The organism is Cognatiyoonia sediminum (assembly GCF_900129845.1).
Taxonomy (GTDB): Bacteria; Pseudomonadota; Alphaproteobacteria; order Rhodobacterales; family Rhodobacteraceae; genus Cognatiyoonia; species Cognatiyoonia sediminum.
In genome coordinates, this window is the sequence record NZ_FQXB01000001.1 from 642592 (window position 1) to 666839 (window position 24248).

Here is a 24248-nt window from a genome sequence, read left to right on the forward strand (position 1 = left end):
AATGCAACTTTTTAAGTGTTCCGTGAGTGGTGGCCTAAGGCCTTGGAACAGCGGGTCGGACCCCTAGCGATTTCTAGGCTAGCCGATCCGCATTACCAGTCGCCGAGGGCGAAACCCCATGTCCCTGGTGTCTGTTTTGTGCGTTTGTCCCCATCCCAAATGGATGCGCACGACATCATCGGCATCGTGTTCTCCCGACGCGGTGCCTTTTTCTTTTAGGTCAACAAGTCGATAAACTCCGTCTGAAGAAGACGTGATTAGGTAAATTGCCAGTTAGAGGACAAAATGAAACGGCAATAACGACCGGAATCTAGTCATGTTTCTCACGGCCTCTAAGCGCATCGCCGCAATTGCTGCGGCGGTTTTTATGATTTTGAGTTCAAACTCTACCGCGGCATTCGCCCAAACCGCAAACGAACTTCCAAGCTATGTAATCGAGCAGTTCGGAACGCCCCCTACGGTCCCCGAAGGTGCATTCGATGAAGAATTATTGTCCCACATCCAAGTTGCCCTTGTCGATAGCCTCGAAGGCGCAGGCTGGGGCCAACCTCAAAGCAATGCACTCCGAGCAATCGGAGCCTCAGCAGACCCACGTTTAGCGTGGATTATCAGTGATTTCCTCCGTTTCTCTTCTGGTCGAAATCTAAACGCAGAACTCGCCGCCGCAGCATCCGAACTTTTGGGTAAAGAGATGGGAACCAGTGATGCTTGGGGGAATGTGACGGATCATTTGATGGCGTGGGATATCCCTGCTCCACCTGATTACCTTGACTACAAGCGCCGCGTTTTCACTCGGATTGTACCAGGATGGGAAGGTATCTTTGTAGAGGGCGACATCGATTGGCGCCACGTGTCTTGGGGCGGCGTTCTGATCGATGACCGGCCATATGACACCACGGACGAGGCGTGCAATTGCATTCCCGCAGCCGACAATCCCGAAGTGACTTCCGCTGAGGAGGCAGATTGGCTGTCAGACGATACCGTCATATTTGGCATAGAAATCAATGGTGAAGCCCGCGCCTACCCGCGTCGCATCATGGAAGTTCGGGAGATGATCAATGATACGCTCGGAGGGCGCGACCTTGGCATTCCCTATTGTACTTTGTGTGGCGCGGCTCAAGCCTACTACACCGACGAACTCGATTATGACATCGAGCGGCCGATCTTGCGGACTTCCGGGCTTCTGATCCGTTCAAACAAGGTCATGTATGACATCACCAGCGGATCGGTTTTTGACACCTTTCTTGGGAAAGCTGTGACTGGCCCCCTCGCCGAACTTGGTGTTGTGTTAGAGCAAGCACCCGTGATCACAACTACATGGGGCGAATGGAAAGCGGTACATCCGGACACGACCGTCCTCGCAGAACATCTCGCTTTAGGACGTGATTTCGACTTCCGGAACAATCGCGACGCCGAAGGCCCGATCTTCCCCGTGGGCGATGTTGATCCGCGTTTACCCGTGCATGAGGATATCATCGGCATTGTGACCGCCTCTGGCACCCCAATCGCCTTCCCGCGGGCCAATGCATTAGTCGCTCTAACGGATGGCCAAGCTGTCGGCTTCGAAAACGTCCGCTTGGTCTTAGATGCAGGAGGAATCAAAGCTGTGGACGCAAACGGCGACGACCTCGGCAGCCATCAAGCATTCTGGTTCGCATGGTCCCAATTCCATCCCGAAACCGAACTCTGGCAAGGCTAAACTAAAAGGCCCGCCAAATTGACGGGCCTTCCGTAAGATTTTCAGTCAGCCTTAGCTGTTCATCTTCGCAACTTCTTCTGCGAAGTTCTCTTCTTTCTTTTCAATACCTTCACCCACTTCGAGGCGAACAAAACCCGTGATTTCCACACCAGCTTCGGATGCCGCAGCACCAACCGTTAGGTCTGGGTTCACAACGAAGGCTTGGTTCACAAGTGTGACTTCAGACATGTACTTTTTCATGCGGCCAACAATCATTTTTTCGATGACCTGCTCTGGTTTGCCGGACTCGCGCGCAATGTCCATCTGAACCTGCTTTTCCTTCTCAACCACAGCTGGGTCGAGGTCATCTTCGCTCAAAGAGGCTGGGTTCGTAGCTGCGATGTGCATCGCAACTTGACGTGCAAAGGCTTCGTTTTCGCCTTTGGTCGCAACCAGAACACCGATCTTGCCCATGCCTGTGGCCGCAGCGTTGTGCACGTAGTTCACAACCGCGTCGCCTTCGAGGGCTGCCATACGGCGCACGGACATGTTCTCGCCAATAACAGCAACAGCGTCGGTAACAGTCTGCTCAACGGTTTTACCGTCCATGTCAGCCGCTTTCAGCGCGTCCACGTCGTTCACGCCCAACGCAACCTGAGCGATGCCAGCAACCATTTTCTGGAAGTCAGCATTTTTACCAACAAAGTCAGTTTCAGAGTTCACTTCAACAGCGATGCCTTTGCCGCCTTCAACGGCAACCGCGACCAAGCCTTCCGCAGCCGTACGGCCGGATTTCTTTGCAGCTTTTGCCAAACCTTTGGTGCGCAGCCAGTCAACAGCGGCTTCCATGTCGCCATCTGTCTCTGTCAGCGCTTTTTTCGCGTCCATCATGCCTGCGCCTGTGGATTCGCGCAGCTCTTTCACCAATGCAGCGGTGATTGCCATGTCTTTTCTCCTAAACGGAATTTGAAATGCTCGGGCGGGGGCGTACCCCTGCCCTGTAACAGTTTTACGAAGTCGCGCGCTTATTCAGCGGCTGGTGCTTCTTCGGCAGCAGCTTCTTCAGTCGGCGCTTCCTCAGCAGGCAGCTCTTCAGCAACGTCTTCCATCGCACCCATATCGACGCCAGCGGCACCAAGCTGTGCGGACATACCGTCAAGCGCTGCGCGTGCGGCCAGATCACAGTACAGCGCGATTGCGCGGGCTGCGTCGTCGTTGCCTGGGATCACGTAGTCGACACCTTCTGGTGTGCAATTTGTATCCACAACAGCAACCACAGGAATGCCGAGCTTCTTTGCTTCTGCGATAGCGAGGTCTTCTTTGTTTACGTCGATGACGAAAAGCAGATCTGGCGTGCCGCCCATCTCAGCGATGCCGCCCAAAGACGCTTGCAGTTTGCCCTGCTCGCGCTCCATGCCAAGACGCTCTTTCTTGGTCAGACCAGCAAAGCCGGTCGCCGCAGCTTCTTCAATTGCGCGCAAACGGCTGATCGACTGGGATACAGTCTGCCAGTTTGTCAGCGTGCCGCCCAACCAACGGTGGTTCATATAGTATTGTGCGGATTTCTCAGCGGCTTCAGCGATTGGCTTGGCAGCCTGACGCTTTGTGCCAACGAATAGAATGCGACCGCCCTTAGCAACAGTGTCACGGATGACCTGAAGCGCTTGATCCAACATTGGAACTGTCTGGGTCAGGTCCATGATGTGAATGCCGTTGCGGCTGCCGTAGATGTAGTTTTGCATCTTTGGGTTCCAGCGCGCTGTCTGGTGGCCAAAGTGAACGCCAGCTTCGAGCAGCTGACGCATGGTGAACTCAGGAAGAGCCATGTGTCCGTATCCTTTTCCGGTTTCAAGCCTCAGCGGGGGATCAACCTTTTTGGTCAACCGGTGGATGCTTTGGGATGTCTCCCCATCACACCCGCCCCCGCCTGCGGGATTAAGTAGGCGGCGTATAGAATGGGTTTTGTGCTCTGGCAAGAGCGAAAATCGAAGAAAACCTAGGGTTTCAGCAACAAATGCCAGGATTCATTTGGCGTGTTCCAATTGGTCTTGATCACAGGCGCCTGCGCAATGTCGCGATAGCCCATCTCTTCATAGAACGCGAGGCGTTGAGCATTGCGATTTGTTGTGATGACGGACACACCTCTTTTGCCCGGATGGGCCTCCGCATCTTCCAACATGCAGTGGGCAATGCCATTGCCGCGAAACTGCTCATAAGTTGCGAGAACATAGATGTATCGGGTTTCGAGCGCTTGATTTTCCAGAAGCGTCAGTGGCCGAATGATAGGGTGCATATCTTCGGTCAGAGGTTCGGGTTGGGATGCAGTAACATATGAGATCATCATACCCGCGGTTTCGCCATTTATCTCAGCGACGGTGGCATTCTTCCAAGAGAATTTACCTTCAATACGCGCAGCATATCGAGCGCCAGCGTCTAGTGGTGTTTCTCCTCGGTGAACCATGCCCTTCCAAACGGCTTCGGGTAACCCCTCACCGGCTATACTGGTCAAGGCGGCAATATCTGTGGCGTCATCTAAAGTGGCTGGGCGCAATCGTATTGTCATGCGTAGGGCTCCGTTTGGCTACCCACCGCAAGTATGTTTTACCGTTAGGTTGACACAAGGTCAGGTAATCCTGACCTAGCAATCTCTCGCTCTATAAGAAAAGACGCTCAACGCACCAGTAAACTGCAACCACACCAATCAAGATCGATCCCGGCATAGCGACCATTTCGCGATAGCTATCGTAACGGCCCACAACGCTGGATGCCGCCGACAGGCCCAGCAAGATCGCGGCAGTAACAATCAGGATGATCACATCAGAGCCGTTTGCCCATCCCGAAACTGGGATAATCAACGCCATCAGAACGACCATCACAGCCAAATACCCCGCAGCAGTCATCTTGCTCGCAGTGCCAGTTTTGTCCAAAGAGACCGCTTTCATGACGATGAGATAAGCGACAGCCACAACAGCGATCTGACCAATCTCAACCCCGATGTTGAAGCCGATAAGTGCCGGAATGAAGCTGTTTTGCGGCAAACCAAACTCTGCCAGAACGCTCGCGAAACCCAACCCATGCAAGAGGCCAAATCCGAAGATAATGAATGGTCTCCAAGGAGACAGACCTTCGGTGAACAGGTTCTCGATGGCAACATAAACGATCGAGAGCGCGATTAGCGCCTCGACGACCACGATGGTTTCGATACTGCCTCCAAAAAGCGTACCGGAGAGGTTAACGTACCCGAGCGCGGCTAGAGCCAAAGTAATGGTATGCGCCAATGTGAACGCTGAAATCTGCCACAAGAGTGGCCCCATACGCGTGGACAAGAAGAACAGGCCCAGCACAAAGAGGATATGATCCAAGCCCTTTGGAACAATATGATCGAAGCCTACTGGTATATAGTTGACGAATGTCTGCCATCCGCTGGCCTGATCGCCACCTGCCAAAGACACCTCCGGCGAAGATGATCCGGCCTCGAGGAACCCATCGTAAGGCGCATCTACGCCCATCTGACGCAAAACGAGCGCTCCGAACTCAGGCGCCCAACCTACTGCAACTTTGTCGGCATCATCCGACAGCGGAACAACAAATTGAATTTGGCTATTCCTTGGCAGTTCAAAGTTACCAACTTCTGCGGCGGTGACCTCTGTCAGTTCAGGTTCGCCGCGCGTGCCATCGACGATCACATTGATCTTCGATGCCATGTCAGGCCAGAACTCTTGGAACGCCGCATCAAGCTCGGCAGGCTCCAACGCCCGCAATTCATCATAGAACTCCGCTTCGGCCGCGTCGTTTGTGTCGAGTGTCGAGGCCTGATCAATACCGGCGATGAAGCTTTCGAGGTTTAACTCCACATCAAAAACCAGACCGTCATCCGTGCGGGTCATATCCGCAATCGACGGCAGCACCTCATGCGCTTGCGCCATTGACGCCAATGTGAAGAACAATGCGACACAGCTTGACAACACCTTTGTCACGGTCACTTTAGTCATACCAAAAACGGAGTTTTTCATGCGTTGTCTTGCCCTTGCCTTTGCACTGCTGTCATCCCCCTTGCAAGCGCATGAATTATGGATCGAGCCCATCGCCTACGAAGTTGCGGCGCAAGATATGGCCGTTGCTAACCTTGTCAACGGCGAAAACTTTGAAGGCAACAACATCGCGTATTTCCCGAACCAATTCCGTAGGTTTGTGGCGGTTAATGGTGGGCAGTTCGCAAACATCCAAGGCCGTATCGGGGATCGGCCAGCGATGAAACTTGAGCCGCTTGGCTCGGGTCTCCATGTGATCGCTTACCAATCCAACACGTCGCTCATCGAATATAACGAGTGGGAAAAATTCCAGAAATTCGTCGATCACAAGGATCTCGGAGATGCGGCAGCGTCCCATGCTGAACGCGGTTTGCCGGACAGTGGCTTCTCGGAAGCTTATTCTCGTTATTCCAAGTCTCTCATTTCCGTCGATGGTGGCGAAGGGAACGATCGCAAACTCGGTTTCACGACAGAAATCGTAGCGCTCGACAACCCTTATACTAGTCCTGACCTGACTGAGATGCGGCTCCAACTCTACTATGGCGCAGATGTTAGAGCCGACGAACAAATCGAGATATTCGAAAAGGCCAAAGACGGGGCCGTTAACATCACGCTTGTTCGGACCGACGAGAATGGAATAGCGACGATCCCCGTTCAGCCTGGACACAGCTACATGGCAGATGCCGTTGTTTTGCGTGAGCCGTCCGAACAACTCGCTGCGGATACTGGTGCGGTTTGGGAAACGCTATGGGCGAACCTGACGTGGGCTGTGCCAGAGTAGGCTTGCTCTTCTCTAAGGTCTGCCGCACATAGTGGGCCTATGACGAAAACACCTGACATCATTTGTATCGGTTCGTTCCTTTGGGACGTGATCGGCCGCGCCAACAATCATATGCGCATCGGCTCTGATGTGCCGGGGCGGATCACCCGCCTGCCCGGTGGTGTCGCGTTAAACATTGCAATGACGCTCAAGCAATTTGGCATGACACCGACCGCCTTGTCAGCGATTGGTCAGGATGCCGAGGGCAACGAACTTATCAGTGAAATCCAAAGAATGGGCATTCAGTGCGACCACGTATATCGCTCCGATGACCTTCCCACCGATGTCTATATGGCGATCGAAGGCGCGAATGGTTTGATCGCCGCCATCGCCGACGCCCATTCACTCGAAGCTGCTGGCGATAAGATACTCCGTTCTTTTCGCGACGGCTCTTTACCGATCGATAATCGTCCGATAGCCCTCGACGGGAATCTGACGGTCGAATTGTTGCAATCCATCGCAGAAGATCCTTTCTTCAAGGATGCAGACATTCGGATCGCACCCGCGTCCCCAGGCAAAGCAATGCGCCTTTCAACCTTCATCGGCCACAGCTCGACAACATTCTACGTCAATCTCGAAGAGGCGGGATTGCTCTGCAATACCGAATTCACGGAAAGCGAAACGGCCGCTCTCGCCCTTGTGGAACGCGGCGCACATCGCGTGCTTGTCACAGATGGCGGCAGTTCTGTGTCCGACGCAAACGGATCATCCGTTATCACACAAACGCCACCTTCTGTTCTTGTCACTCGCGTGACCGGCGCAGGAGACACCTTCATGGCCGCGCATATCGCGTCTGAAGTTGGCGGAGCAAACCGAGAAGACGCTCTCACCCGCGCCCTTAAAGCCGCCGCAACATATGTTTCTGGAGAAACGCCCTCATGATCCCGATCGCCTATAGCGCCGAAGTCGCTGCGGCCCGTGAAACCAACGCGCCCATCGTTGCGCTGGAAAGCACGATTATCACCCATGGCATGCCCTATCCACAGAATGTCCAAACCGCCGAACTGGTGGAGTCTGACGTCCGTGCGGCAGGGTCAACGCCAGCTACCATCGCAGTGTTGGACGGAACTCTTCATATCGGGCTTGAACCTGAGCAGCTGCTACAGTTGGGCCAAGCCAATGATGTTGCCAAGCTAAGCCGCGCCGACATGGCGGCCTGCATCGCGCAAGGAGGCAATGGGGCCACAACCGTGGCAGCGACAATGATCGCTGCCCATATGGCTGGCATTAAGGTATTCGCGACTGGAGGGATCGGCGGAGTGCACAAAGGCGCTGAAAACTCCTTTGACATCTCTGCCGACTTGCAAGAACTGGCGCAGACACCGGTCACAGTCGTGGCCGCAGGCGCAAAAGCCATCCTGGACTTGCCAAAAACCTTCGAAGTGCTCGAAACGCTCGGCGTACCAGTCATTGCCTTTGGTCAAGACACCCTGCCCGCCTTTTGGTCCCGCACCTCCGAGATACCGGCACCGCTCCGCATGGATACGGCCGCTGACGTTGCTCAAGCACAGCTTATGCGGGCAGCTATGGGCGTGTCAGGCGGACAACTGATCTGCAACCCAATTCCAGCCAACGACGAAATATCGGTAGAGGTCCTATCACCAATCATCTCCCAAGCTCTGACCGAAGCCGAAGTCCAAGGCATCAGCGCAAAGGACGTCACCCCCTTCCTGTTAGGGCGTATCTTCGAACTCACCAAAGGCCGCTCGCTTGACGCCAACATCGCTCTGGTGCGAAACAACGCCCGATTGGCTGCTGAAATTTCCATCAAAATGCAAAAGTAAGTGAAGACCAGACGCTGTGTTGCTACATTTTCTTGTGATCTGTCCACAGCACGCCTACATGTCAGTCGTTGACGCGGTGAAGGCCCATTCATGGAAGACGAACAGAATATTGATGACCTGCGCCGTCGCAGACCGGGGTTGATCTCTCGGCTGCGCAGCAACTTTCTGGCCGGTATCATTATTATTGCGCCAATTGCTCTCACACTTTGGTTGATTTGGACTGTTGTTGGGTGGATCGACAGCTGGGTTTGGCCATTTATCCCAAGCGCCTATCATCCCGAGGAAATTGTGAACTGGGCCCTCGGTCTTGAGGGCGAAGAACAGATTTCCTTTAACGTTCGCGGCTTTGGCGTCATCGTATTTTTATTCTTCACAGTCGTAGTCGGCTGGATCGGTAAGGGCCTGCTCGGGCGATCCTTTCTGCGCTTTGGCGAAGGTATTGTGGACCGGATGCCTGTCATCCGCTCCGTCTACAACGGTGTCAAACAAATCGCCGAAACCGTCTTTTCGCAGCGCGATACTTCTTTCGACAAGGCCTGCATGATCGAATACCCTCGCAGAGGCATTTGGGCGATTGCCTTTGTCTCAACCGATGCAAAGGGCGAAGTCAAAACCATCGCGTCAGAAGACGAAGACGTTGCGACCGTTTTCCTACCTACGACGCCAAACCCAACATCAGGCTTCTTGTTGTTCCTGCCGCGTAAAGATGTGCGACTGCTTGATATGTCCGTTGAAGACGCGGCGAAGCTTGTTATTTCTGCGGGTCTTGTCTACCCCGATGGAACTGTTCCACCGCAACCGGACCCTTAAATGCTCACCGCCGCTACGACCGGTTTCATCACAGCCTTTTCTTTGATCCTTGCCATTGGCGCACAAAATGCATTTGTGCTGCGCCAAGGCCTGGCGAAACAACATGTGTTCTGGCTTTGCCTTTTGTGTGCGACCTCCGATGCGATATTGATCGCGGCGGGGGTTCTTGGCTTTAGCGCGATTGTCGCTCAATTCCCTAACCTGCCCCTCTATATGGCATGGGGCGGAGCTGCATTCTTGTTCGTCTACGGAGCCATGCGGCTTTGGGCAGCCTATCTTGGCGAATATGCCATGCAACTCAGCGGACAATCTGCGGGTCTTTGGGCGACTTTGGCGACTGGTGCTGCGTTTACATGGCTCAACCCACACGTCTACCTCGACACATTGGGCCTTATCGGTGCAATTTCCACAGATTTCCCAGCAGGTCCTGAACGTACCGCTTTCGGAATCGGAGCGGTCACGTCCTCTTTCGTCTTCTTTTTTGGCCTCGGCTATGGCGCACGACTATTGGCGCCCGTTCTTCAGTCCGCACGCTCGTGGCGCATCCTCGACGTCATTATCGGTGTTGTTATGTGGGCGCTGGCACTTAAGCTGATCAGCTAAACATCGCCTCCAAGTCAACGGTTCCACGCTCGTTCAGATCGTCGCGATGCGCGCTTAGAAACGCTTTGGCTGCCACCTCGCCCGCTAAACGTAACCGATCGAGGATTACAGGCGTCGGAATGGTTTTCGTCGCAACGTTCAATGCGTTCATCAGTTCATCGTCGGAAATCATATGAACCAGAACGTCTTTCATACTACCCCGTCCCATCGTGCCATCGGCCAACAAGCGTTTGACGAAACTGATCGCCCGCAATTCACGCAACAACGAGCTGTTGAAACTGATCTCGTTGATCCGGTTTTGGATGGCCTGACTGTTTGTAGGCAGTTCTTCGCGGTAGAGCGGATTGATGTTCACCACCAAAATATCATCTGGCAAGTCGGGGTGAAACAAGGGGTACAAGGCTGGGTTGCCGGTGTATCCGCCGTCCCAATAGGCCTCTAGTTTTCCGGTCTCTGAGTCTTCAATCTCCACCGCTTGAAACAGGCTCGGCAAACAGGCTGAAGCCATGATCGCCTTCGGTCCGATATCTTTGCCAGAGAACAATTTGATCTTTCCAGACCGCACATTCGTCGCACAGATCCAAAGTTGCGGTCCGTCAGGTGCGCAGACCTCGTCAAAATGAAAATCGCCAACGATCCGACCTAATGGATTTTGCATCAACGGCCCATAAACATAAGGCGACGTCATCCGCGTGGTGAAATCGAACGCCGCATAAGCTGGAGAAAATTCAAGCGCCTTCGCCCAATACGCTGCCGATGAGGACAGCGCCGACATCCAAGGCGCAAACTCCGGCTCTGTCACCGCGCCAATCTGCGACCAAAGCCACCGTAAGTTCTCAACAGCACCATCGCGTCCGCCCGCAACAAGGCCTGACTTCACCGCAGCACCATTCAATGCACCAGCCGACGTTCCTGACAACGCTGCAATTTCGATACCCTCGTCCTGCAACAGAACGTTCAACACACCCCAAGTGAAAGCGCCATGCGCACCGCCGCCTTGAAGAGCGAGGTTGATACGTTTGGTCAAAGCGCTGTCCAGCCGCCATCCACGCTAATAGTGGTGCCGGTAATTTGAGCCGCCGCGTCGGAGCACAGGAAATTGACTGTCCCACCAAGTTGCTCAACGGTTGCAAACTCTTTGGAAGGCTGGCGTTCCAGAATGACTTTCTGCTTCACTTCTTCTTCGGTCATTCCGTATTTCTTGGCCGTATCTGGGATTTGCGCCTCGACAAGCGGTGTCAGAACGTAGCCCGGACAAATGGCATTACAGGTGATCTGTTCCCTTGCAGTCTCCAAAGCCACTGTTTTTGTCATTCCGACAACACCATGTTTTGCGGCAATATAGGCCGACTTAAATGGCGATGCGGTCAATCCGTGCGCAGAAGCGATATTCACAATCCGGCCCCAGCCGCGTTCTCGCATCACCGGCAAGGCCGTAGCCGTTGTGTGAAACGCAGAAGACATATTAATCGCGATGATCGCATCCCATTTTTCTACTGGAAAATCTTCGATCGGCGACACATGCTGAATACCGGCATTATTTACCAAGATGTCGCAGCCGCCCGCGGTCTCGATCAAAGCGCGGCAGGCGTCGCCGTCGGACATATCGGCCTGAATGTAGCGGGCATTAACTCCAGTTTCCTTTGCGATCTCCGTAGCCAAAGCATGGTCTTTTTCATCATCCGTGAAGGAGTTGAGAACAACGTCGACGCCAGCGCGTGCCATTTCCCACGCCACACCCAATCCAATGCCAGAGTTCGATCCCGTGATAACAGCCGTCTTTGCCATGATGCGCCCTTTCAGATTTGCTTGTGCAGAGATTATGCTGCAACTGCGAAATAGCCAACGGGGAAAGCGACGTTAAGAATCACCAATTTCCGCATAGGGTTGTGAGGGATTCCTTGCAAAAAACCTGCGTTTCCTAAAAAAAACGCCCGCACGAAGCGGGCGTAAAGTTATTGAGGCAGGTTTCATACAGGCAAGAAACCTATCGAGCAGTGACTTCCTTATAAGCAATTAGGTGCCTTCGTCCAAGCTAAAAGTTTGAAAACCTTAGAAACCCTGATTACGGTCAAGCTCAAAGAAAACAACGAGCACGGGGATTGTTTCCAAAATGAAACCAGAGTTTTTCCGCCTATTGCGCCGGTTCACCGCAGTTTCAGCTTTCATTTGCGGAACATCCGCCTTTGCCGATCAGCACGGCATAGCCATGTATGGCGACCCAGCGTTGCCTGCTGACTTCACTCACCTGCCCTATGCAAACCCCGATGCACCCTTGGGCGGCAAGATCGTTACGTCGAGTGTTGGTACATTCGACAGTCTCAACCCCTTCATTCAGAAAGGTTCGGTGCATTGGCAACTGCGGTTCCTCATGCAAGAGACTTTGATGGGCCGATCGCTGGACGAGCCTTTCTCGCTCTACGGTGTTTTGGCCGAAAGCATAGAAACCGGCCCAAACCGTGAATGGGTCGAGTTTACTCTCCGACCAGAGGCGAAGTTCTCCGATGGCTCCCCCGTTACTGTGGATGATGTCATTTGGTCCTATGAAACACTCGGCACGCAGGGCCACGGCCGCTACCGAGGGTTTTGGGAAAAGGTTGAAAGCCTGGAACAGGTTGGTGAACGCACCGTCCGTTTCACGTTCAGCACTGAGGATCGTGAACTTGCGTTGCTGGCGGGTTTGCGCCCCATCCTGAAAAAGGACCAATGGGAGGGCCTCGATTTCACAGAAAGCGGGCTTGAGGTCATTCCCATCACCTCGGCTGAATATGTCATCGACGATTTCGAAGCTGGACGGTTTATCTCCTTCAAGCGCAATCCAGATTATTGGGGCAATGACGCGCCATTCCGACGAGGGACAGGAAACCTCGACGAAATCCGACTGGAATTCTACGGCGACGAAACAGCAGCGTTCGAAGCGTTCAAAGTCGGCGAGGTCAACGCCAACCGAGAATTCAATGTCGCGAAATGGGAAAGCCAATACAACTTCCCGCGCGTTCAGAATGGCGAAGTGGTCCTATCTGTCCTTCCCCATGAACGCCCGTCCGGGATGACCGGCTACGTGATGAATACACGTCGTCCTCAATTTGAAGACTGGCACGTCCGCGATGCGATGCTTCATGCCTTCAACTTTGAATTCATAAATGAAGCGATGACAGGATCGGCGCAGCCGCGGATCACATCTTATTGGTCTAATTCCCCGCTCTCGATGGAACACGGACCCGCTGAAGGACGCGTCGCGGAGCTGCTCGAGCCTTACAGCGATCAATTGCCACTCGGCGCATTGTTTGGTTACGACTTGCCGGTTAGTGATGGCTCTGAACGTAACCGCGCTGGTATCGCCACAGCACTAGAGCAGATGGAACGCGCCGGCTACACCGTACAAAACGGCGTCATGGCGGACGCTGAGGGTAACCCCTTTACTTTCGAAATCTTGCTTCAGTCAGGCAGTTCCGAGAACAGCGCAATAATCGACATCTTCTCACAGGCCTTGGCGCGACTGGGTATCGAAGTCACCATTACAGCGGTGGACAATGCGCAATATCGGGAACGCACCGACGCCTATGATTTCGACATGACCTACTACCGTCGCGGTGTTTCGTTATCGCCTGGCAACGAGCAATACGCCTACTACGGTTCGGAACGCGCAGACGAACCTGGTGGACGTAACTTGATGGGCGTCAAGTCAGAAGCCGTCGACGCGATGATCGGTCACCTGTTGAACGCACCAAGCCAAGAGGATTTCGTCGCAGCAGTTAAAGCTCTCGACCGCACTCTGACGGCGGGCCGCTATGTCATCCCAATTTATCAATGGAATATCAGCCGACAGGCCCACGATACCCGCCTCAAGTATCCAGAAGACCTTCCCATCTTTGGCGATTGGCCCGGTTGGCAACCTGATGTCTGGTGGTGGGAAGAATAAGGGGCTACATCTGCGAAAAATACTGTGAGGCAGACATGAAGTATCTCATCCTAAGCGCCGTCATCCTGACATCAGCCTGCACACCGGCTCGCATCGCTGGTCAAGCTGCTGTCACAACGGGCCAAGTGGTTCTCGGCGCTGCCGATCTGGTGCTTTGAGCCGTGTTTCAAAAGCTTCTCGCTGAAGGGCTCGGCACCGCTTTTCTACTGATCGGCGTTGTCGGATCCGGCATCATGGGAGAGATGCTAGCAGGTGGAAACGTGGCCATAGCGCTTCTCGCCAATGCCATCACCACAGGCTGCATACTATATGTGATCATCACAACGCTCGGCCCAATATCCGGCGCACATTTCAATCCAGCCGTCACCGCCTACTTCACCTTACGAGGTGAAATGAAAGCCTCCGAGGCAGCAGCTTATATCCCCATCCAAATCGCTGGCGGCATCGTTGGCGTCTGGCTCACCCATGCGATGTTCGATCTGCAGATTCTTCAAACCAGCACGACAGCGCGAACGGGCGGTCCGCAATGGATCAGTGAGGTCATGGCGACATTTGGCCTGTTGTTCGTCATCGTCGGTGGCCTGCGATCAAGACCAGACGCCGTTCCAACGTTAGTCGCGCTCTACATTACTGGTGCATACTGGTTCACCAGCTCAACCAGCTTCGCAAACCCTGCCGTGACGATCGCCCGTGGGTTCAGCGATACATTCGCAGGGATCAATCCCAGTCACATCGCGATGTTTGTCGTGGCTCAGGCAATCGGCATGACCGTTGCGCTAATCGTACTGCCAAAGCTCTTCGAACCTAGGTCAGAGACGTAACCCAAAGGATCGTCGCATCGTCTTGGCTGACGGACACCACATTGTGGCCCATGGTTGCGTCGTAATAGGCGCTGTCGCCACGACGCAGTTCAATCGCTTCATAGAATTCCGTGTAGAGCTTTACGACACCGGTCAGCACGTACAAAAATTCCTCACCGTCATGCCTGATCCAACCATCGAAGTCTGACATGTCTCGCGCTCTGATGCGCGCACGATAGGGCAGCATTTTCTTGCGTGTCAGGGACTCCGCCAACAACTCATGCTCATAAGTCGTCGTCATCTGCACGGATGTTTCGTCATTTTTTGTCACGCTCAATCGGCCATTGATCTGCCCCTTGCTTGGCGCGGTAAAGAGCTGCGGCACTGAGATATCCAACCCGACAGCGAGTTTCTTGAGCGCTTCATAAGTCGGCGACATCTGACCGTTTTCAATCTTCGATAGAGTCGATCGCGCTAATCCAGCCTGATTGGCCGCTTGCTCTAGCGTCCATTGCTTCGCTTTGCGAAGGTCGCGCACGCGTGCACCCAGATCCAGAGGAGCGGCGACTTCGGCCTCCCCATTTTCTCGGGCTATTCGGATAATGGCTGTTGGATCATCGTTGGTCATGTGGCGATATAGCGACCACGATGGACGTCTTGCAACCTCTACCTGTTCTAGCTAGCCGTGACATATGACCATCCCTACCCCCTTCAACATGGCTGAATATGTCCTGAGGCATGCCACGAGACTTTCAAGCAAGACTGCTTTGGAAGTTGTCGGATCGGCCAATCTATCACTTACTTACGCTGACCTAGAAAATCGCGTTCAATGCCTTGCAGCGCAGATTGAGGCGCAAACCTTCGGCTCAGGTGATCGGGTTATGTTACGACTTGGGAATACCGAACGCTTTCCGATTGCCTATCTCGCAGCCATCGCTGTCGATCGCGTTCCGATCGTGACGTCTTCCAAGCTCACCCAAACTGAAATCGATGCAATGGCCTTGGAAACCAAACCAAACCTCACAATCGCAGACAAAGGGCTACCAACGCCAAAGAATGTTCCGCTCATCGATGACATGGCGGCCGTGGATTTCAATGGCTACCACCACGGCGACCCTAACCGCCCCGCCTATATCATTTACACCTCTGGCACCTCGGGCTCACCTCGCGCTGTCGTCCATGCTCATCGCGCAATTTGGGCGCGCCGAATGATGATCAAAGACTGGTACGATCTCTCTGCCGAAGACTGCATGATGCACGCTGGCGCCTTCAATTGGACCTACACCCTCGGCACTGGCCTGATGGACCCATGGTCCGTAGGCGCAACAGCCCTTATCCCAGAAGAGGGAACCGCAGCAGAAGCCTTGCCGACACTCATCGCTGAACACAAAGCAACCCTCTTTGCAGCCAGCCCCGGCGTTTACCGTAGAATGCTGCGTCAAGAGTTTCCGAAAGTGCCAACACTTCGGCACGCCCTGTCCGCTGGAGAGAAACTCCCCGACATCACGCGTGCGCACTGGGAAACCAAAACGGGCACGGCCATCCACGAAGCATACGGCATGTCAGAATGCTCAACCTTCTTATCGGGCAGCCCTGCTCGTCCCGCGCCGACCGGAACACTTGGCTTCCCACAAACAGGCCGCAAAATTGACCTTATATCTAACGGCGAGCCTTCGGAAACAGGCGTCATCTCCATCCACAAAAGCGATCCCGGCCTTATGCTCGGCTACCTCAACCAACCACAAGAAACGCGCCAACGGTTTAACGGCGACTGGTTTCTGACGGGCGACATCGGCACCCGAAATCCCGATGGCTCGATCACATTCGAAGGCCGCGCAGATGACATGATGAACGCAGGAGGCCACCGCGTCAGCCCAATTGAGGTCGAACAAGCCCTCTCGACCTGTGCAAAAATCTCAGAAGCAGCCTGCGCAGAAGTCAGACTAAAATCCGACCTTTCTTTGATTGCGGCCTTTTACGTCGCGTCTGACGTGATAGAGGAGGATGAGATACAAAACCATTTGCGCGATCTAATCGCGGATTACAAACGCCCTCGCATCTTTGTTCGCGTCGACCAGCTACCGCGTGGAAACAACAACAAACTGCTCCGGCAAAAGCTCAAACAAGATTGGGAGGCCGACCATGGTCAAACTTGATATTATCTCCGACCCGATCTGCCCGTGGTGCTACATCGGCAAAAGCAACCTCGATAAGGCGCTTGCTCAATACCTCGACCATCCGTTTGAGATTGAATGGCACCCGTTCCAACTGAACCCAGATATGCCCGCAGAGGGCATGGACCGTCGCGAATACCTCGAAACCAAGTTTGGCGGGAAAGAAGGCGTCGTTCGCTCTTATGGGCCGGTGGTGACTCATGCCGAAAATTCTGGCGTCGAGATGCACCTCGACAAAATCCAGATAACACCCAACACCATCGACGCGCACCGCTTAATCCACTGGGCCGGTTTGGAACAGCGCCAGCTTTTAATGGTCGACCTTCTGTTCAAAGCCTATTTCGTCGACGGGCGCGATATCAGCGATCACGAAGTTCTGGCCGATCTCGCCGATACAGCAGAAATGGACGCCAGTATGGTGACCCGCCTCCTCGCCTCGGACAGCGACATCGAAGACATCCGCGCACGCGACGTTCACAGCCGCAAAATGGGGGTCCAGTCGGTGCCAACCTTCATCGTTGCCAACCAACATGCTGTGCCCGGTGCGCAACCGCCTGAGATGTGGGCAAAGGTGATTGAAGACATCCAGCAGCAGTTGGATGCGGCGGAGTGACCCACGACGCCAAGCGCCTATCTCAAACCGAATTCATCGCCCTTATGGCGATGGTTGCGGCGACTGTCGCGTTCTCTATCGACGCAATGCTGCCAGCACTTCCAGAGATTGGCGCAGAGCTTAGCCCCGATGCACTTAACAATGCGCAGCTGATCCTGACCAGTTTTGTGTTTGGCATGGGACTTGGCACATTCGTCACCGGTCCTCTTTCCGATACCTTTGGACGAAAACCCGTAATGATCGGCGGTGCGGTGCTCTATTGCGGTGCGGCGATTTGGGCCTTTTATGCGCAAACGTTGGAAGTGATGCTAATCGCACGAACCATTCAAGGATTGGGTGCCGCCGGACCTCGCGTTGTCGCACTCGCAATGATCCGGGACATCTATGGCGGACGCGACATGGCGCGCATCTCGTCTTTCGTCATGCTCGTGTTTTCTTTGGTGCCCGCATTAGCACCGACGCTCGGCTATTTTATTATTGCAGGCTTTGGATGGCGCTCCATCTTCCTTGCCTTTGTTATTTTTTCTCTGGCTACCTCAATCTGGCTCCTGATCCGCCAGCCGGAAACGCTTTTGCCAGAGAATCGTCGACCGCTTAGAATTGGCAAACTGATCGAAGCCACCAAAGAAGTTTTGACCACAGAAACAACGCGCCTCTCAATGATCGTACAAACTTTGGGTTTCGGGATCCTGTTCAGCTCTCTGTCATCGATCCAACAGATCTTTGATCTGGTGTTCGATGAAGGCGAGCACTTTCATTATTGGTTCGGTAGCATCGCCGTGATTTCAGCGAGCGCATCACTCCTCAACGCGCGCATAGTCGGGAAATACGGCATGCGCGCGATTATCAGGCGCATGTTTCAGGTGAACGTAACAGTCGCCTTGATCATGGTCGCTTGCCAATTCACAGGTAGTGAAACAGTGCGCTTCTGGTCATTCTACGTCTTCGTTGTCAGCTGCTTCTTTGGCGCCGGTATGACCATCGGCAACCTAAACGCGCTCGCCATGGAACCGTTGCCTCACATCGCGGGTTTGGCAGCGTCAGCCATTGCTGCCGTGGCAACGGTCGGCGCGGTCTTTATCGCTATTCCTGTCGGTCTTGCCTTCAACGGAACTCCGGTCCCGTTAGGACTCGCCGTCGCCCTCCTCGCCACCGTCGCTTTCTGGTTCACGACAAAGATCAAAAGGCCAAGCGACGAAGACTAGCGATTCGCCCGCTTCTTCTCCTCCGCAAGTTTCTGCGCCAAATCCCGTGCGATGTTGAACGCACCTTGGATCTTGTCCTTTTCCTTGGTCCAATCGCGCCGCACGACGATCTTGTTGTCTTTGACCTTCGCCAATCCGCGCTGGTCATTGATAAACTCGACTAAGCCCTGCGGTGACGCAAACTTGTCATTGTGGAACTGGATCGTCGCGCCCTTGGGCCCGGCATCCAGCTTCGCGATCCCCGCCTTTTTGCACATGGCTTTGATGCGGACGACCAGCATGAGTGAATTGACCTCACGTGGCAGCTTGCCAAATCGGTCAATCAATTCAGCGGCAAAGCCTTCCAGCTCCACCTTGGTGGTCAATTCGGACAAGCGACGATAAAGCCCCAACCGGACATCCAAATCTGGAATGTAGTCCTCTGGTATGAGCACCGGTATGCCGAGGTTGATGTTCGGCGACCATTGACCATCGTCCACAATTCCTTCCGCTGCGCCGGATTTGATCGCAGCGATCTGCTCTTCCAACATCTGCTGATAAAGCTCGTATCCGACCTCTTTCATCTGGCCAGATTGCTCTTCGCCGAGTAAGTTCCCCGCCCCGCGAATATCCAAATCCTGAGAGGCGAGCGTGAACCCTGCCCCGAGCGTGTCCAACGAACTCAACACGCGCAGTCGTTTCTGCGCCGTATCCGTCAACCGCTGACGTGGCTTTGTCGTCAGATAGGCATAAGCGCGTGTCTTTGACCGGCCAACGCGTCCGCGGATCTGATAAAGCTGGGCCAATCCAAACATATCCGCCCGCCAAACAACCATGGTGTTGGCCGTCGGAATATCCAAACCCGATTCCACAATCGTCGTCGCCAGCAGCACATCATACTTACCATCGTAAAAGGCGTTCATCCGGTCATCTAGATCACCCGCCGCCAATTGACCGGTGGCTGTGATGAACGACACCTCCGGCACCTGATCGCGCAAGAACGTTTCCATCTCCGAAATGTCAGAAATACGCGGAACGACCAAGAATGACTGACCCCCACGATAGTGTTCCCGCAACAAAGCTTCACGGATCGTGATCGTATCAAATTCACTTACATAAGTGCGGATCGCCAACCGGTCGATCGGCGGCGTGCCGATGATCGACAAATCGCGCACGCCTGACAGCGACAGTTGTAGCGTTCGAGGGATCGGCGTCGCGGTTAAGGTCAAGACATGCACATCCGTGCGCATCTGCTTCAGACGTTCCTTGTGCTGCACCCCGAAATGCTGTTCCTCATCAATGATGAGCAGCCCGAGGTTCTTGAATCGTATATTTTTTGCCAGCAGCGCATGGGTGCCGACGACGATATCAACGGTGCCCTTCGCCATACCTTCGCGCGTCAGGTTCGCTTCTTTCGCTGACACAAACCGCGACAAGGGCCGGACATTCACTGGGAACCCTCTGAACCGCTCTGCAAAGTTCTTATAATGCTGCCGCGCCAGCAATGTCGTGGGCGCAATGATTGCGACCTGCACGCCGGTCAGAGCCGCCACAAAGGCTGCGCGTATCGCCACTTCTGTCTTGCCAAAACCCACGTCGCCACAAACCAGACGATCCATCGGGCGGCCAGATCCCATGTCATCCAGAACATCTTCAATAGCCTGCAATTGATCGTCGGTCTCTGCATAGGGGAAACGCGCAAGGAACTGATCCCACAGCCCATCCGTCGGCTCCATCACTGGCGCTGACCGCAGCTCGCGCTCCGCTGCTACTCGCATCAATCGCTCGGCAATCTGGCGAATGCGTTCTTTCAGCTTGGCCTTCTTCGCTTGCCACGCGCCACCACCCAACCGGTCCAAAAGCCCCGTGTCGTGACCGTATTTGGAAAGCAGTTCGATGTTCTCGACCGGCAGATAAAGCTTCGCCTGCTCCGCATATTCCAGCAGCAAGCATTCGTGCGCAGCGCCCAAGGCGGTCACAACCTCAAGCCCTTTAAACCGCCCAACACCATGATCGACATGAACCACCAGATCACCCGGCGCCAAAGAAGTCGCCTCAGTAAGGAAGTTCTCAGCCCGACGTTTCCGCTTCGTCTGCCGGATCAGCCGATCGCCCAGAACGTCCTGCTCTGAAATCACCGTCAGCCCGGGAGCCTCGAAGCCCGCATCCAAGGCCCAAACCGCCAGATGCAGCCCACTTTTCCCAACGCGAGAGAAATCTGACACGGGGATCGCTGCCGCTACGCCTTCGTCCTCGATCAAGCCCGTCAGTCTTTCCCGCGCGCCTTCGGAATAGGAGGCAATCACAACCGGCCCATCCGCCAGCTTTTCTATCAGATGCTCCGCCAAACTGCCAAAAAGGCTGATCTGCTCTTGCTGCCGTTCTGGAGCAAAGTTCCGCCCTGCCCGACCGCCGGCATCTGTCACACCCAAACCAGTTGCCTGAGGGAGTGCGGCGAGCTGAATCACGCGGTTGTTTGAAACTGCGGCATCCCAAGCGGCATCATCTAAATACAAAAGCGTCGGCGGCGCTGGCTTATAAACGGTATCCATTCGCGATTTCTGCTCAAGCGCATGCATCCGCGTGCCGTACTGATCCTCTATCGCCTCCCACCGTGCCAAACGGCTCGGCCCGACCTGATCGTCCAACATGATCGACAACCCGTCGACGAAATTAAACAGAGTCTCCAAATCGTCCTGAAAGAACCCCAACCAATGTTCAACACCCGCGTGTTTGCGTCCTGCTGACACCGCCTCATACAGCGGATCATCGGTCCCCGCAGCGCCAAACTCGATACGATAATTCTGACGGAACCGTGTGATCGCGGCGTCATCAAGAATAACCTCGGACACCGGCGCAAGCTCAATCTCGTTAAGCTTTTCCGTCGTGCGCTGCGTCGCTGGATCAAACCGCCGCGCTCCATCCAACACATCGCCGAACAAATCCAAGCGGATGGGGCCTGACTGTCCCGGCGGAAAAATATCAATGATGCCGCCTCGGATCGCATAGTCCCCAGGTTCCATCACCGTTGGGCTTTGCGTAAAGCCCATCCGAACGAGGAACGCCTTCAACCCGTCTTCATCAATCCGCTTGCCCACGGTCGCCGTAAAAGCAGCCTCTTTCAACAAAGATCGGGGCGGCACACGCTGGGTCGCGGCATTCACAGTCGTCAACAAAACGAACTTTGACGGCATCCCATGAACTAAGGCCGCCAAAGTCGCCATCCTTGCGGCGGAGACGTCAGCGTTTGGCGACACACGATCGTACGGCAAACAATCCCACGCCGGAAAAACGATCACCGGCATATCAGGCGCAAAGAATGAAAGCGCCGCCTGCATCGCTGCCAGCCTCTTGTCGTCCCGCGCTACGTAGCAAACAGGCGCGTCTGACTTTGCAATCTCTTGCAAAACCACCTGCGCATCAAACCCTTCAGGTGCGCCACTAATTGTAATGTGTTGAGTTGCCGACATGAGGCGGACATACCCCTCATTTTTGCGAGGTCAAGTTATTGAATTAGATGCCGTGCCACATCAAGGTTTTCATACATGCCAAACATCGCGGTCACGAAAAGCGCGCACATCCCGATGCTTTGAGTGATCAACCTGTGGCGATGCAAAACGCCGAACAAATCCTCACCTTTTGGATCCGAAACCGAGATTTTTCGAGCGGTCGATAAAGTCACCATCCCTACGATCGACAACGGGAACGCGAGCAAGAAGATAGCTTGTGCCAATTCGATCCAATAGAAGAAACCGAGAACCAGCAGTCCTGTCAGCAGGAACGTTGCAAAGGACGCAAGGAAAAGACCGGCTGTTTCACCGATGTGCATAAATCGGTTCACATTCACCCGTACTACATCTTCTAAGTCGATTAGACCTTGGCCCCCGTGGCGCTTTGCGCGTTGGATCAAATCATACGGAATGCCCAAAACAAAATGGCTCACTGACGACCACACCACGGCCACGGCCATCCAATACCAGACGGACGAAAACGACCGCAGGTCGATGACTTGCAATAACGTTGAACTCCAATCCAAGGGGGGATCTCTTTAGTGGCAACCGTGTTTTGGCGGAACCTATAGCCGGAGGTGGCAAATGCCCAGCCTTGTGAAGTCACAAAATCCATGCAACCACATTGGGTGTGACAAGAAAGGCCCGATCATGAAACCAACCGTCGCCCCGTTTCCAACCACACGCCTACGCAGGATGCGTGCGACACCTGCATTGCGTCGTTTGGCCCGGCAGAATGTGCTGACGACAAATGATCTGATTTGGCCGATCTTTGTCATGGATGGCGAGGACACGGAAACGCCTGTTCCATCTATGCCCGGTGTGACCCGAAAAACCGTCGACCGCGCCGTAGTCGCCGCCAAGGAAGCCCACGCCTTAGGCATCCCCGCGATTTGCATCTTTCCATACACAGGCATGGAAGCACGCACCGAAGATTGCGAGATGGCCTGGGATCCGGACAATGTCAGCAATCGCACAATTCGCGCGATTAAAGACGCGGTTCCAGATATCGCGATTATGACCGATATCGCGCTCGACCCTTATAATATCAACGGCCACGACGGCTTTGTCGAAAATGGGGAAATCGTAAATGACCGTACCGTCGAGGCACTGGTCAAAATGGCACTTGCCCAAGCCGAGGCCGGTGCTGACATCCTTGGCCCATCTGACATGATGGACGGCAGAATCGCGGCCATCCGATCTGCATTAGAATCCGATAAATATCAAAACGTTACGATCCTAAGTTACACCGCCAAATATGCATCTAGCTTTTATGGGCCGTTTCGCGATGCGGTCGGCGCATCCTCTGCTCTGACCGGCGACAAAAATACCTACCAAATGGACCCGGCGAACTCTGACGAAGCATTGCGGCTTGTTGAACGCGACCTAAATGAAGGCGCCGATATGATCATGGTGAAGCCGGGAATGCCGTACTTGGATATTTGCCGACGCGTGAAAGATACCTTCGGCGTGCCAACATACGCCTACCAAGTGAGCGGCGAATACGCGATGCTTATGGCTGCAGCCGAAAATGGTTGGTTGGACAGTGATAAGGTCATCTTGGAGAGTCTTTTGTCTTTTAAAAGAGCGGGTTGCGATGGTATCTTAACCTATTTTGCGCCACGGATTGCGAAAGCACTTAGCGGCTAGTCCGATTTCCGCCCCACCCAAAATCTTGCGCGTGACACCTTGCGCAAGACACTTTATAGTGGCCGCTAAGAAGGCAAAAGCCTCAGGTATTGGCAGTATAAGGCAAAACCCATGACACAACTTTCAAGACGCACTTTCGCGTTGAGCGCTGCTGCGCTTCCTCTTGCCGCGTGCGGCAACGGTATTGGCAGTACAGGCGCGGCCATGATCGACGCGCGCGTCGATGAGACGCTCAACTTCATGTATTCGACCTACCCAGACACACAAGAGTTGGCGAACCGTGCCTCTGGTCAGTTGGTCATGCCTCTCGTCTCTGAGATTGGTTTAGGGTTTGGTGGCGCCTATGGTCGTGGCGCGCTACGCGTTGGTGAGAGCACTGTCGACTATTACAGCGCAACATCAGCCTCCGCGGGATTCCAAATTGGGGCTCAGCAATACAGCCACGTACTGTTTTTCATGACACCTGAAGCGCTCCAAGATTTCCGGTCATCTGACGGTTGGACTGCTGGAGCGGACCTTGAATACGCCGTTTCAGATCAAGGCGAAGTCCTTCGGGCAGACACTCTGACGTCGTTGTCGCCGGTGATCGCTGTGGTGTTCGGTCAAGCAGGGCTACGTCTTGGCGCGACCCTTCAGGGCACAAAATATACACGCATCATTCCCTAGGGAA

The 24248-nt window shown here is 54.3% G+C and carries 23 protein-coding genes; 14 read left to right on the forward strand and 9 right to left on the reverse strand.

The genetic code is table 11. The features are described 5' to 3' along the window. Positions 1-316: 316 nt before the first annotated feature. The gene (locus BUA85_RS03200; RefSeq protein ID WP_072899230.1) at positions 317-1699 is read left to right on the forward strand and encodes a DUF3179 domain-containing (seleno)protein; all 1383 of its coding nucleotides are present in this window, start codon (positions 317-319) and stop codon (positions 1697-1699) included. 51 nt (positions 1700-1750) lie between these two features. Here the strand turns inward: BUA85_RS03200 and tsf are convergent, their stop codons facing one another. The 4 genes from tsf to BUA85_RS03220 form a co-directional block, all read right to left on the reverse strand. Next, a complete protein-coding gene (tsf, locus tag BUA85_RS03205; RefSeq protein WP_072899231.1) occupies positions 1751-2623 on the reverse strand; it encodes a translation elongation factor Ts in 873 nt (290 codons plus the stop codon). A gap of 80 nt (positions 2624-2703) precedes the next feature. After that, a complete protein-coding gene (rpsB, locus tag BUA85_RS03210; RefSeq protein ID WP_072899233.1) occupies positions 2704-3504 on the reverse strand; it encodes a 30S ribosomal protein S2 in 801 nt (266 codons plus the stop codon). Positions 3505-3674: 170 nt separating this feature from the next. After that, the gene (locus BUA85_RS03215; protein ID WP_072899235.1) at positions 3675-4241 is read right to left on the reverse strand and encodes a GNAT family N-acetyltransferase; all 567 of its coding nucleotides are present in this window, start codon (positions 4239-4241) and stop codon (positions 3675-3677) included. Between the two features lie 91 nt (positions 4242-4332). Further along, positions 4333-5691: a HupE/UreJ family protein gene (locus tag BUA85_RS03220; protein ID WP_242648979.1), complete on the reverse strand. Its 1359-nt coding sequence runs from the start codon at positions 5689-5691 to the stop codon at positions 4333-4335. Between BUA85_RS03220 and BUA85_RS03225 the strand changes: the two genes are divergently transcribed. The 5 genes from BUA85_RS03225 to BUA85_RS03245 all read left to right on the forward strand — a co-directional run bounded on the left by BUA85_RS03225 (position 5690) and on the right by BUA85_RS03245 (position 9726). After that, positions 5690-6490, forward strand: a complete 801-nt coding sequence (locus BUA85_RS03225; protein ID WP_072899239.1) for a DUF4198 domain-containing protein — start codon at positions 5690-5692, stop codon at positions 6488-6490. The two genes, BUA85_RS03220 and BUA85_RS03225, sit on opposite strands and share 2 nt — an antisense overlap. A 39-nt stretch (positions 6491-6529) precedes the next feature. Beyond that, positions 6530-7411, forward strand: coding sequence for a PfkB family carbohydrate kinase (locus BUA85_RS03230; protein ID WP_072899241.1), 882 nt, complete (start codon positions 6530-6532; stop codon positions 7409-7411). Beyond that, positions 7408-8313 carry a pseudouridine-5'-phosphate glycosidase gene (locus BUA85_RS03235; protein ID WP_072899243.1) on the forward strand — a complete coding sequence of 302 codons (906 nt, stop codon included), beginning with the start codon at positions 7408-7410 and terminating at the stop codon, positions 8311-8313. Before BUA85_RS03230 ends, BUA85_RS03235 begins: the two co-directional genes overlap by 4 nt. A gap of 90 nt (positions 8314-8403) precedes the next feature. Then, on the forward strand, positions 8404-9123 hold the full coding sequence (locus tag BUA85_RS03240) for a DUF502 domain-containing protein (protein WP_072899245.1): 720 nt from the start codon (positions 8404-8406) through the stop codon (positions 9121-9123). Next, entirely contained in the window at positions 9124-9726 is a 603-nt protein-coding gene (locus BUA85_RS03245) for a LysE/ArgO family amino acid transporter (RefSeq protein ID WP_072899248.1), read from the forward strand. It abuts the gene before it with no gap. Here the strand turns inward: BUA85_RS03245 and BUA85_RS03250 are convergent. Together BUA85_RS03250 and BUA85_RS03255 are read right to left on the reverse strand one after the other, a co-directional pair. Beyond that, complete coding sequence (locus BUA85_RS03250; RefSeq protein ID WP_072899250.1) at positions 9719-10753, reverse strand: patatin-like phospholipase family protein; 1035 nt, start codon at positions 10751-10753, stop codon at positions 9719-9721. The genes BUA85_RS03245 and BUA85_RS03250 overlap by 8 nt on opposite strands. Further along, positions 10750-11514 (reverse strand): 3-hydroxybutyrate dehydrogenase, encoded by a 765-nt coding sequence (locus BUA85_RS03255; RefSeq protein ID WP_072899252.1) that lies wholly within the window; start codon positions 11512-11514, stop codon positions 10750-10752. The genes BUA85_RS03250 and BUA85_RS03255 overlap by 4 nt, the downstream gene beginning before the upstream one ends. Positions 11515-11839: 325 nt before the next feature. Here BUA85_RS03255 and BUA85_RS03260 point away from each other — a divergent pair, with 325 nt between their 5' ends. From BUA85_RS03260 to BUA85_RS03265, 3 genes are read left to right on the forward strand one after another with little or no spacing between them, the layout of a single operon-like run. Next, positions 11840-13648: an extracellular solute-binding protein gene (locus BUA85_RS03260; protein ID WP_072899254.1), complete on the forward strand. Its 1809-nt coding sequence runs from the start codon at positions 11840-11842 to the stop codon at positions 13646-13648. 35 nt (positions 13649-13683) lie between these two features. After that, the gene (locus BUA85_RS17000) at positions 13684-13806 is read left to right on the forward strand and encodes a hypothetical protein (protein ID WP_278246374.1); all 123 of its coding nucleotides are present in this window, start codon (positions 13684-13686) and stop codon (positions 13804-13806) included. A gap of 3 nt (positions 13807-13809) precedes the next feature. Beyond that, a complete protein-coding gene (locus BUA85_RS03265) occupies positions 13810-14469 on the forward strand; it encodes an aquaporin (RefSeq protein ID WP_072899256.1) in 660 nt (219 codons plus the stop codon). Here the strand turns inward: BUA85_RS03265 and BUA85_RS03270 are convergent. Further along, positions 14453-15076 (reverse strand): helix-turn-helix domain-containing protein, encoded by a 624-nt coding sequence (locus BUA85_RS03270; protein WP_072899259.1) that lies wholly within the window; start codon positions 15074-15076, stop codon positions 14453-14455. The two genes, BUA85_RS03265 and BUA85_RS03270, sit on opposite strands and share 17 nt — an antisense overlap. 64 nt (positions 15077-15140) lie before the next feature. On the opposite strand from BUA85_RS03270, the gene BUA85_RS03275 reads away from it, so the two are divergent. Genes BUA85_RS03275 through BUA85_RS03285 form a run of 3 tightly spaced genes read left to right on the forward strand, consistent with a single transcriptional unit; the run spans position 15141 to position 18440 of the window. Continuing rightward, a complete protein-coding gene (locus tag BUA85_RS03275; RefSeq protein WP_072899261.1) occupies positions 15141-16604 on the forward strand; it encodes a class I adenylate-forming enzyme family protein in 1464 nt (487 codons plus the stop codon). Then, a complete protein-coding gene (locus tag BUA85_RS03280) occupies positions 16591-17235 on the forward strand; it encodes a DsbA family oxidoreductase (protein ID WP_072899263.1) in 645 nt (214 codons plus the stop codon). Before BUA85_RS03275 ends, BUA85_RS03280 begins: the two co-directional genes overlap by 14 nt. After that, complete coding sequence (locus BUA85_RS03285) at positions 17232-18440, forward strand: multidrug effflux MFS transporter (RefSeq protein WP_072899265.1); 1209 nt, start codon at positions 17232-17234, stop codon at positions 18438-18440. The genes BUA85_RS03280 and BUA85_RS03285 overlap by 4 nt, the downstream gene beginning before the upstream one ends. Here BUA85_RS03285 and mfd read toward each other — a convergent pair. Beyond that, positions 18437-21889: a transcription-repair coupling factor gene (mfd, locus tag BUA85_RS03290; protein ID WP_072899267.1), complete on the reverse strand. Its 3453-nt coding sequence runs from the start codon at positions 21887-21889 to the stop codon at positions 18437-18439. The two genes, BUA85_RS03285 and mfd, sit on opposite strands and share 4 nt — an antisense overlap. A 35-nt stretch (positions 21890-21924) precedes the next feature. Beyond that, on the reverse strand, positions 21925-22455 hold the full coding sequence (locus tag BUA85_RS03295) for a component of SufBCD complex (RefSeq protein ID WP_072899269.1): 531 nt from the start codon (positions 22453-22455) through the stop codon (positions 21925-21927). Between the two features lie 124 nt (positions 22456-22579). Between BUA85_RS03295 and hemB the strand changes: the two genes are divergently transcribed. Both hemB and BUA85_RS03305 read left to right on the forward strand, forming a co-directional pair. Further along, entirely contained in the window at positions 22580-23578 is a 999-nt protein-coding gene (gene hemB / locus BUA85_RS03300) for a porphobilinogen synthase (protein WP_072900390.1), read from the forward strand. 111 nt (positions 23579-23689) lie between these two features. Beyond that, positions 23690-24244, forward strand: a complete 555-nt coding sequence (locus BUA85_RS03305) for a lipid-binding SYLF domain-containing protein (RefSeq protein WP_072899271.1) — start codon at positions 23690-23692, stop codon at positions 24242-24244. Positions 24245-24248 lie beyond the last annotated feature (4 nt).

What these genes read in the sequence shown, in the direction of transcription:
- BUA85_RS03305 (WP_072899271.1), top strand. Translation starts at nt 23,690, where the DNA reads ATGACACAACTTTCAAGACGCACTTTCGCGTTGAGCGCTGCTGCGCTT.
- BUA85_RS03220 (WP_242648979.1), bottom strand. Translation starts at nt 5,691, where the DNA reads ATGAAAAACTCCGTTTTTGGTATGACTAAAGTGACCGTGACAAAGGTG.
- BUA85_RS03245 (WP_072899248.1), top strand. Translation starts at nt 9,124, where the DNA reads ATGCTCACCGCCGCTACGACCGGTTTCATCACAGCCTTTTCTTTGATC.
- BUA85_RS03200 (WP_072899230.1), top strand. Translation starts at nt 317, where the DNA reads ATGTTTCTCACGGCCTCTAAGCGCATCGCCGCAATTGCTGCGGCGGTT.
- BUA85_RS03240 (WP_072899245.1), top strand. Translation starts at nt 8,404, where the DNA reads ATGGAAGACGAACAGAATATTGATGACCTGCGCCGTCGCAGACCGGGG.
- BUA85_RS03280 (WP_072899263.1), top strand. Translation starts at nt 16,591, where the DNA reads ATGGTCAAACTTGATATTATCTCCGACCCGATCTGCCCGTGGTGCTAC.
- BUA85_RS03235 (WP_072899243.1), top strand. Translation starts at nt 7,408, where the DNA reads ATGATCCCGATCGCCTATAGCGCCGAAGTCGCTGCGGCCCGTGAAACC.
- hemB (WP_072900390.1), top strand. Translation starts at nt 22,580, where the DNA reads ATGAAACCAACCGTCGCCCCGTTTCCAACCACACGCCTACGCAGGATG.
- tsf (WP_072899231.1), bottom strand. Translation starts at nt 2,623, where the DNA reads ATGGCAATCACCGCTGCATTGGTGAAAGAGCTGCGCGAATCCACAGGC.
- BUA85_RS03225 (WP_072899239.1), top strand. Translation starts at nt 5,690, where the DNA reads ATGCGTTGTCTTGCCCTTGCCTTTGCACTGCTGTCATCCCCCTTGCAA.
- mfd (WP_072899267.1), bottom strand. Translation starts at nt 21,889, where the DNA reads ATGTCGGCAACTCAACACATTACAATTAGTGGCGCACCTGAAGGGTTT.
- BUA85_RS03215 (WP_072899235.1), bottom strand. Translation starts at nt 4,241, where the DNA reads ATGACAATACGATTGCGCCCAGCCACTTTAGATGACGCCACAGATATT.
- BUA85_RS03275 (WP_072899261.1), top strand. Translation starts at nt 15,141, where the DNA reads ATGACCATCCCTACCCCCTTCAACATGGCTGAATATGTCCTGAGGCAT.
- BUA85_RS03255 (WP_072899252.1), bottom strand. Translation starts at nt 11,514, where the DNA reads ATGGCAAAGACGGCTGTTATCACGGGATCGAACTCTGGCATTGGATTG.
- BUA85_RS17000 (WP_278246374.1), top strand. Translation starts at nt 13,684, where the DNA reads ATGAAGTATCTCATCCTAAGCGCCGTCATCCTGACATCAGCCTGCACA.
- BUA85_RS03270 (WP_072899259.1), bottom strand. Translation starts at nt 15,076, where the DNA reads ATGACCAACGATGATCCAACAGCCATTATCCGAATAGCCCGAGAAAAT.
- BUA85_RS03230 (WP_072899241.1), top strand. Translation starts at nt 6,530, where the DNA reads ATGACGAAAACACCTGACATCATTTGTATCGGTTCGTTCCTTTGGGAC.
- BUA85_RS03260 (WP_072899254.1), top strand. Translation starts at nt 11,840, where the DNA reads ATGAAACCAGAGTTTTTCCGCCTATTGCGCCGGTTCACCGCAGTTTCA.
- rpsB (WP_072899233.1), bottom strand. Translation starts at nt 3,504, where the DNA reads ATGGCTCTTCCTGAGTTCACCATGCGTCAGCTGCTCGAAGCTGGCGTT.